This is a genomic window from Actinomyces sp. ICM58 (assembly GCF_000283035.1).
Lineage (GTDB): Bacteria > Actinomycetota > Actinomycetes > Actinomycetales > Actinomycetaceae > Pauljensenia.
Map to the genome: position 1 here is coordinate 1 of NZ_ALIY01000205.1, position 8,449 is coordinate 8,449.

Consider the following 8,449-nt stretch of genomic DNA (forward strand, 5'->3'; position numbering starts at 1 on the left):
GCCCCCTCGCGCGGGTCACCGCCGCGGCGGCCCGACCACCGGGCACCGTAGTCGTCGCCGGCGTCATCGCTCCCGGCCAGGGCGGCGCGCAGGAACGCGCACATGCGCACCGTGTCCTCTGGGACCGCGTCCCACTCCCACTCGACGGCTGACGGGACGAGGCGCGCGAAGGGCACGGACTTGAACAGGGAGCGCCGATCTTTCTCCGAGGCCCCTTCCAGCACCCGCTCGTAGGCGTCGATGGCGCTCTCCCCGGATGCGAGGAGGCCCTTGAGGGCCGCCCTGCGGGCGGGGAGCGTCATCGGCGAACTCATTGGCTCATCTCCTTCAGCGTGCGCGCATACTTGGCGGCCTGTGAGGAGCCTCGGAAAAGGCCAAGCCAGCCGACGAGATCCTCGCCGAGCGGCGGCGCCCACCCCTCAGCCTGCGCCCGCGCGTACTGCGCGGTGACGACGCCCAGCAGCTGCCCGATGCCCGTGCGCCCGCGCTCAAGCCCGGGGAGCAGCGCGAGCGCCAGGTCCAGCGCGAGGCGAGGGTCCACGTTCCCCAGATCCTGGAACGCCTGCGCCCACCGGTTCAGTTTCACGGTGTGTGCCACGGCCTCAAAACCGGCCACGGCCTGGTCAAAGGCGAGATCCCCGCGCGCCACCAGGGCGGCCAGGGCCTCGACGCCGAGCGCGCGCGACTCGACCTCGCGCTCGCCCATCGCCTGGCCGAGGAGCCCCGCAGACAGCGAATCCCAGCGCCCGCCGTGCTCACACAGGGCCCGATAGCAGTCAGCGGTCAGCTGTGTACTGTCAAGCACATACCACTGCGAGGCGATCAGGCAGACGGCGAAGTGACGCACCGACGCAGGGTAGAGATATCGGTGGGCAGTAAAATCACCCGAGGCGCTCGCAATATCCGCGAGCGCGCCCAGCTCAGGGCCTGTCGCGCCCGTATCTGCGCCGACGACGCGCGGGGTAAAGAACGCGTAGACGGGCGAGCCGTCACGCGCGACCTTCGGCTTCCCGCTGCGCGACTCGTAGGCGGGGTGCCCCTCCCACGCAACGGAGAGGGAGGACAGGTAGCCCTCGGCCCGTCTGCGCACCGCACCCGTGAGCGCGAGGCGGATGCGGGCCGCGGCGGGCAGCTCCGCCTCCTGTTCCTCCACAAGCGCGAGCGCGGCCGCGCAGTCCGGGTGCTCGACGTCCACGCGCAGCAGCGCCTGGGTGAGGTCCGCGGGAAGAGGCGCGGCGTCCCCGTTGTCCAGGGCGCGGCGCACGAGCGTCAGGGGATTCACGGCTCCCCGGTCGTCGGTGGGCGTGGCCAGGAGGCGGTAGCGCCGTCCACACTCGACCAGGCCCACAACTTCGATGATGCGCTCTCGCAGAAGGGTCGGCATATTTTCCGATTCCAACCAGGCGGTGCCAGCGGCCAGCGGGTTCTCCGCGCCCTCCCCTCCCCCATCGAGGGCTATCTGCAGGAGAGATCCGAGCATGCGCTCGTACCCGAATCTGCGCGTGGTCAGGTGCCGCACGAGCGGGCGCAACGGTTCCAGCGCGTCCGGGGTGAACTCTGGGGATGCCAGGAACGCGAGCAGCGCCTCGTATTCGAGCCCCATCTGCGCTTTCTCGGCCAGGACGCCGACCCGCCCAACCACGTCCTCGGCGCTCATGGGAACCAGGTCGCCCACCTCGCGGGGAGGCGGCAGGAAGGAACCCGGCTCGTCCCGGGTTTCTGGCACGAGGCCGGGGTCGGGCCGGTCACCCACCGCGCCGACGGACACGAACTCGCGCGCCTCGGGGACGACCAGCGGATCCAGGTCGGCCAGACGCACGATGGCGGCGACGCTCTCGCGCGTCAGGAGGCTGGCGGTCACGTTATCGCGCGCCAGCCCCAGCGCCGCCCGCTGCACCTGCGCGTCCGGGAAGGAGAGGGCGACGCCGAGCAGGGGTTCGAGGTCCGTGCCCTCCACGGCGCCGAGGCCATCACGCAGGACCCCGAGCACGCGCAGGGCGTTCGCCTTCGACCCCATGAGCGCCCCCTCGCAGCTGCGAGCAAAGAGCTCCAGGTCGAGTCGCCCGGCCTTCGAGAGGGCGGTCAGCTGCCGGACCGCCAGGGTGACGGTCGGCCCGACGGGAGAGGACATGAGGGCGCACAGGGCCCCCTGACGGGCCTCGGCCTCGTCGAGGGTCATGGCAAGCAGGCGCAGGGTGCGCGAATGCCAGCCGGCGCGCGCGGAAGGCAGGTCAGCGGCAAGCATGTCGAGGAGGGCGTCGATGAGGCGATCCCGGTCGATGAGCCCCTCGTCGGCGCAGGCAGCGAGCGTGCGCGACCAGCCGGGCGCCCGCCCCGAGCCCATGGTGGCAGAACGGTCGGAGGAGGACAGTGATACGCCGCGGTTACCCTCCTGGCGCAGCATCCCCCACACCAGCTCCTCGCGCAGCTCCCGATCGGCGCGCATGAGGGGCAGCTGCAGCCCGGGTTCGAGGCCGATGAGCGCCGTCAGGAATCGCTCGTCATGCTCGAGGGCCAGGTCCCCCTTCAATTCCGCCAGGCGCAGGAAGCCGATGCCGTCCATCCACGGATCGGACAGGCGGGTGCTCACGGCCAGGTCAGCATCCGTGGGCGGGCCGTCGTTGATTTCCAGCATGCGCGCGTAGACCTGGTCGAGCGTCCACAGGCCCGGGTGCTGCCGGACCCACAGGTGGAGCCTCCAAAAGTCCATGCACTCATCCAGGGTGTCGGGCAGCCAACGGATGGTGCTCACGATTCCTCCTTCAGGAGCAGGGAAACGGCGAGGACGTGCTTGCAGGGACCGCGCCCGCCCCTGTGTTTCATCCACCACGGGCAGGTGCAGCGGTACTCACCGATGGCGTAGGGGTCGGCAGGTACCTCCACGCGGTAGCGGTTCGCACCCGACGACACGCGGAATCGCGCGCCCTCCTCCCGTGTGATCGCGCCGCGCTCAATGAGCGTGCGCGCCCCGGCCAGGCGCGGGTGCATGGCGGTGAGCGCGTCGGCGCGCACGGGCAGGGGACGGTGGAAGTATGCGCCCTCGGTGACGTCGAAGCCGACCTGCCCGCTCGAGGCCAGGAGCGCCAGGCCGCCGGCCACCCGGTCGGGGGCCAGGCCAGAGCGGGCGGCCATGAGCTGCGTGTCGATGCGCGGCTCGAAGGAGAGCAGGGCGGAGAGCATGTCCGCGTCCTCCTCGACGCGCGGGTCCCCCAGGGAGGCCAGGACCGCGCCCTCCCCCGAGAATCCGCGGGACTTAGCGGGGCTGAGCCCCACGCTCAGGCGCGCGCCGGGCAGGCAGGCAACCCACAGGGAGGCGACCGGCTCGCTGCCCGCGTCCACGTGAGATCCGTAGGCCTCAAGCGAAGTAATGAGGTGCAGGAGCGGCTCGAACACGCGCAGGCGCTCGGGCCCGGCGACGCACGCGGCCCCCGGAGCGGGCCTGGTCCCCAGGCGCAGGCCGCGCACAGCACGCCCCGCCCACATGACCGTGCCCGTCGCGCTGGACCTGGGCAGGCCTCGAACGAAGGCGCGCGCCTGCGCAGTATTCAACACGTGGAGCGGCATCATCGCCGAGGAAAGCATCTGCGTCTCCGCGAAGCCCTTGAGCCAGCGCAAGGACAGCGGCACCTTCTCCTCCGTGACTTCCTCGTCCAAGGTCGTGGCCGTCAGCCCCTCCTCGCCCACGCCCAGGTGCAGGGGTTCCCCCGCTCGCAGGGACGCCAGGGCGGCGCGCAGCGGCTGGTTCACGTCCACGTTGGTCACGCCGACCGCGCAGTGAGTGGCGTCCAGGGCCGAGGCCTGCACGTCGAGCCGCGCGTACACGCCGCAGCAGACGCTAAAAGACTCAAAGCGCAGGCCCTCCGCCGTGCTGGTGACCACCGGGTCGAGCATCCCGATCCGCGTCAATCCCCCACCGGGGGTGGGAACCATGCCGGGCGGCACGTAAAAGCGGGTGCGCGCCACGCGCGCGACCGCGAGTAGGCCGGCGGCCACCACGTCGGGGCGCTCCATGAAGCCCGAGAAGAAATAGGGGCGCGCCGCCTCCCCCTCGGGGGTGGACCCTCCCGATGTCGCCAGCGCAAGCCCCGCGCCCTCATCCAGGCGCGAGGGGACACCGTAGCGGTAGGCCAGCTCGTAGTCCATGTCGCTCCTTCGCGTGAGTGTGGCGCCAGGCTAACACAGGGCCCCCACATCTGGAGCCGACTTCGCGCCCACCCGCACCCACGCTCGCAACACGCCCGAAACGACACCACACAGCCCACCCGATGCGGCCAGGGCGCCGCGGCCGCCCCCGCACGCAACAGCGCTCAGTACGTCAAGAACCCCCAGCGGATCAGGTCGCGCAGGGGAGCCTCGACCTCGGCGCGTACATCCTCCACCTCAACCGAGGTGAGCATCGCGACGGCCGACGCGATCTGCCCGACCGTCAACTCCCCATCCGAAGCCCCCACGACCGCGGACACGGCCGACGAGACCGGCACGGAACGGCCCAGCCCCCCACCCTGATGCAGGATCAACAGCTCCGGATCCGGGCTACCCGGCACGTAGTGGCGCTCCTCGCGCACATCCGACGCACGCGTGAGCGCTGTGTCCCACAGCTGAGGGGCGCGCAGGGAGGCCAGCGCCCACGCCACGTCGCGCCCGCGCGGGGCGTGCCCATCGAGGGACAGGTCGTAGGCGCGAACCCCACCCGAGGCGGCCTCGGCCTCGTCGAGCCTGCGCAGCGCCACGAAACCCATGCCGATCGCGCCCGTGCCCGCGCGACGGAAATCCACCAGCCACGACGTAAACGCGCGATCGTAGTCGGCGCGCGCCATCAGCTGGCCGCCTGAGTCACGGATCCACATGTCCACGTAGCGCGCGGGATCGAGGACGTCACGCTGGACCACCCACGCGTCCACCGGCAGGCCCTCTAGCCAGGCATCGACGCGCCGGGACCACTGCGTGTCCGGGTTGCGGCTCGCGGGAATCTCCCAGTTCGCGAGCATCTGCAGCGTGCCCCCGGGCGCCAGGTAGGCGGGAGCCTCACGCAGGACCGCCCGGATCAGGTTGTCGCGATCCATGCCGCCGTCGCGGTACTCGAGCAGGCCGGCCGTCCCGCGCACGCTGTCGGGCGTGATCACGAAGGGCGGGTTGGAGACGATGAGGTCGAAAGCCTCACCGGCGACCGGCTCGAAGAGGGACCCCTCGCGCACGTCGATGACCGTCTCGTTGAGGGCAGCGTTGAACTGGGTGAGCGCGCAAGCCCGCGCCGACAGGTCGGTCGCCACCACGCGGTCGGCATGCGTCGCCAAGTACAGGGCCTGGATGCCGCACCCGCAGCCCAGATCCAGGGCCGAGTCAACCCGATCGCGCACCGTCATCTCCAGGAGCGTCAGGGTCGCCCCGCCGATGCCGAGCACGTGGTCATCGGCCAGCGGCCTGCCGGTCTGCGCCTCCCCCAGGTCCGAGGTCACCCACCAGTCGTGGTCCCCACCCGGCAGCGCGGCCGCGTGTGGGCGCAGGTCGAAGAGCGCGCGCATCCAGGGGTCGTGCTCGACCTCGGACTCGGGAGCCTCCTCGTCGGGGTCCCGCATCGTCGGCAGGGTGGGCGCCTCCCGGGACGAGGCCTCCCCATCCTCTCCCGCCTCGGCGCGCTCCCGCGTGGGCGCGGACGTTGACGTGGGCTTGGCGCACGCGCGCGGCATGACGAGGCCGGAGGCGGCCTCGGCCTCGTCGATGACGGCCGCCAGGCCGAGGGTCTCCAGGCCCTGCGCCCCAAGCGTCGGGAGCGCCCCGGCGAGGGCCGACGCCCTCTCGGGCTGGCCGAGAATGAAGAAGCGCGTGAGGGTGGCCGCCGGGTCTGCGACGCCCGCGAGCTCAACGAGGGCGGGCAGACGCGAGTCGCGCATGAGGGCGGCCAAGGTGTCGGCGCTCAGCAGCGCCGATAAGGTGTCGATGGTCCATCTCGACGCGATAACGTCGAAGCGCAGGCGCGCGATGAGGTCACGATCGAGGGCGGGGACGGGTACGGAAGTCGTCATGCCTCAAGACTATCCCCATGAGTACAATGCGCGGGTACCCAACCAGGATCCCCACGACCAGCTCAGAGGAGGAAACCCATGTCCGGAGGACTTGTCGCCCTGCTCGACGATATCGCGACCCTCGCGAAGGTCACGGCCTCGTCGGTCGACGACGTCGCGGCTGGCGCCGTCAAGGTCTCGTCGAAGGCGGTGGGCGTCGTCATCGACGACACGGCCGTCACCCCCCAGTACGTGGCGGGCCTGAGCCCGGACCGCGAGCTACCCATCATCGGCAAGATCGCGCGCGGCTCCCTCATCAACAAGCTCTTCATCATCCTGCCGATCGCGCTCCTGCTCACGTGGCTGGCCCCCCACTTCCTGCCGTTCCTGCTGGTCGTGGGCGGCGCGTACCTGTGCTTCGAGGGCGGCGAGAAGGTCCTCGAGAAGCTCGGCTGGCTGCCCGGACACCACGAGGGCCACGAGGAGGGCGGCGCTGCGTCCGCCGAGGAGCTCGAGAAGTCCATCGTGTCCTCCGCGACCCGCACCGACCTGATCCTCAGCGCCGAAATCATGCTCGTGTCCATGGCCGGCCTATCGAATGAGCACGGCGCGATGCGCGTCGCCGTCCTCATCGCTGTCGCCTTCTTCATGACGTTCTTCGTGTACGGCCTCGTCGCCCTGCTGGTCAAGGCCGACGATGTCGGCGTGCGCCTGGCGCGCGGCGCCCTCGAGCCCGAGGACAACCGGCCCGGCCCCGTCGACAACGTGGGCCGCACGATCGTTCGCGTCATGCCGCACGTCTTCAGCGTGATCGGCGTCGTCGGCACGGTCGCGATGCTGTGGGTCGGCGGTCACCTGGTCATCGTGAACCTCGCCGAGGTCGGCGTTCCCGTCTTCCACCACGTCCTCGAGGCCGCCGAGCACGCGGTGTCCGGCGCAGGCGGATTCGTGACCTGGCTGGTCGAGACACTCCTGTCCGGCGTCTTCGGTGTCATCCTTGGCGCCGTCATCGCGTGGCTCGTCGTCGGGGCTTCCGCGCTCGTGCGCCGCGTGCGCGCTCGGGCCTGATCGTCTGTCGTTTCACGAGGCCGGGGCTGAGGATGCGCGATCGCGTTCCCCAGCCCCGGCCTCGTCGTTGATCGCGATCCGCGAAAGGTGACACAAACCCCCTACGCAAACCGGGACTTAAGTACTACCCTTGGAGTCAACAGTCAAACGACGACGACGCCCAGGAGGAGCATCATGACCGTCTACACCCTGCCCGACCTGCCCTACGACTACTCCGCACTGGAGCCCCACATCTCCGGACGCATCATGGAGCTGCACCACGACAAGCACCACGCGAACTACGTGGCCGGCGCGAACGCCGCGCTGGAGAAGCTGGCCGCCGCCCGCGAGTCCGGCGACTTCGCCGCGATCAACCTGTGGGAGAAGAACCTGGCCTTCAACCTGGGCGGTCACACCAACCACTCCATCTTCTGGACGAACATGACCGGCGAGGGCGCCTCGCGCCCCGAGGGCGAGCTCGGCGCCGCCATCGACGAGTTCTTCGGCTCGTTCGAGTCCTTCCAGGCTCAGTTCGCCGCCGCCGCCCTGGGCCTGCAGGGTTCCGGCTGGGCCGTCCTCGCGTGGGACACTGTCGGCAAGCGCCTCGTGACCTACCAGATGACCGACCAGCAGGGCAACATCCCTGTCGCGACCGTTCCGCTGCTCATGATCGACATGTGGGAGCACGCCTTCTACCTGGATTACCTCAACGTCAAGGCCGACTACGTCAAGGCCTGGTGGAACCTGGTGAACTGGGAGAACGTCGCGTCTCGCTTCCAGGCCGCCCGCCTGTCCTCCGGCCTGGTGAACGCCCACTCCGCGCTGTCCGACCTGGGCACGCAGGCCATCGACACCGTCAAGGGCTGGTGGAAGAACTAAGCATTCTTCGTGACGAGGCCTGGGCGCTGGTCGCGCGTCCACCACAACTACACACACGCAGCAGAGGCGGGACCCTTCGGGGTTCCGCCTCTCCTGCATCCCTGGAGATGCAGAGGGGCAGGGCCTATGAAGGGGCGGGCCTGAGAAGGGGCTAGCCTGAGAAGGGACAGGCCTGACAGAGCCGCCCGCGGCCGGTAGAGGTGCCCGAAAGCGACGGCGGTAACCACCCCTCCAAAAGTCGCACGTAATTTAACTCGGTCATTTTTCGAGATAGGCCACAAACGTTGCAATTCCAACGACCACGATTCAATGTTTGAAGCAGTCGCGGGGGAATTACGTGCGACATTGCTGGGGAACCACTGCGGTACTTCAAACAGAAGAGCCGACGGGCATGACAAAGCCGCCCACGGACACACACCACTCGGGCACACAAAGCACGCCCCGGACACACACCACTCGGGCATGACAACGCCGCCCGGCCCCATCGGGGCCGGGCGGCGGTGGCGGTAGCGCTGGGATTT

6 protein-coding genes are annotated in these 8,449 nt (G+C 69.9%); 2 read left to right on the plus strand and 4 right to left on the minus strand.

Annotated elements, in window-relative coordinates; translation table 11 throughout:
• From HMPREF1138_RS09205 to HMPREF1138_RS09220, 4 genes are all read right to left on the minus strand, one after another.
• The coding region (locus HMPREF1138_RS09205) for a hypothetical protein (protein ID WP_039937795.1) at positions 1-314 on the minus strand (314 nt) is incomplete at its 3' end.
• Positions 311-2,752, minus strand: a complete 2,442-nt coding sequence (locus HMPREF1138_RS09210; RefSeq protein ID WP_009059065.1) for a DUF6493 family protein — start codon at positions 2,750-2,752, stop codon at positions 311-313. The genes HMPREF1138_RS09205 and HMPREF1138_RS09210, both read right to left, overlap by 4 nt.
• On the minus strand, positions 2,749-4,143 hold the full coding sequence (locus tag HMPREF1138_RS09215) for an SWIM zinc finger family protein (protein WP_009059063.1): 1,395 nt from the start codon (positions 4,141-4,143) through the stop codon (positions 2,749-2,751). The genes HMPREF1138_RS09210 and HMPREF1138_RS09215 overlap by 4 nt, the downstream gene beginning before the upstream one ends.
• Positions 4,144-4,307: 164 nt before the next feature.
• Positions 4,308-6,023, minus strand: coding sequence for a methyltransferase (locus HMPREF1138_RS09220; RefSeq protein ID WP_009059067.1), 1,716 nt, complete (start codon positions 6,021-6,023; stop codon positions 4,308-4,310).
• A 78-nt stretch (positions 6,024-6,101) separates the two neighbouring features.
• Here HMPREF1138_RS09220 and HMPREF1138_RS09225 point away from each other — a divergent pair, with 78 nt between their 5' ends.
• Together HMPREF1138_RS09225 and HMPREF1138_RS09230 are read left to right on the plus strand one after the other, a co-directional pair.
• Positions 6,102-7,070: a DUF808 domain-containing protein gene (locus HMPREF1138_RS09225; RefSeq protein ID WP_009059069.1), complete on the plus strand. Its 969-nt coding sequence runs from the start codon at positions 6,102-6,104 to the stop codon at positions 7,068-7,070.
• A gap of 174 nt (positions 7,071-7,244) precedes the next feature.
• On the plus strand, positions 7,245-7,928 hold the full coding sequence (locus HMPREF1138_RS09230) for a superoxide dismutase (protein WP_009059061.1): 684 nt from the start codon (positions 7,245-7,247) through the stop codon (positions 7,926-7,928).
• Positions 7,929-8,449: the final 521 nt, after the last annotated feature.

What these genes read in the sequence shown, in the direction of transcription:
- HMPREF1138_RS09225 (WP_009059069.1), top strand. Translation starts at nt 6,102, where the DNA reads ATGTCCGGAGGACTTGTCGCCCTGCTCGACGATATCGCGACCCTCGCG.
- HMPREF1138_RS09230 (WP_009059061.1), top strand. Translation starts at nt 7,245, where the DNA reads ATGACCGTCTACACCCTGCCCGACCTGCCCTACGACTACTCCGCACTG.
- HMPREF1138_RS09220 (WP_009059067.1), bottom strand. Translation starts at nt 6,023, where the DNA reads ATGACGACTTCCGTACCCGTCCCCGCCCTCGATCGTGACCTCATCGCG.
- HMPREF1138_RS09215 (WP_009059063.1), bottom strand. Translation starts at nt 4,143, where the DNA reads ATGGACTACGAGCTGGCCTACCGCTACGGTGTCCCCTCGCGCCTGGAT.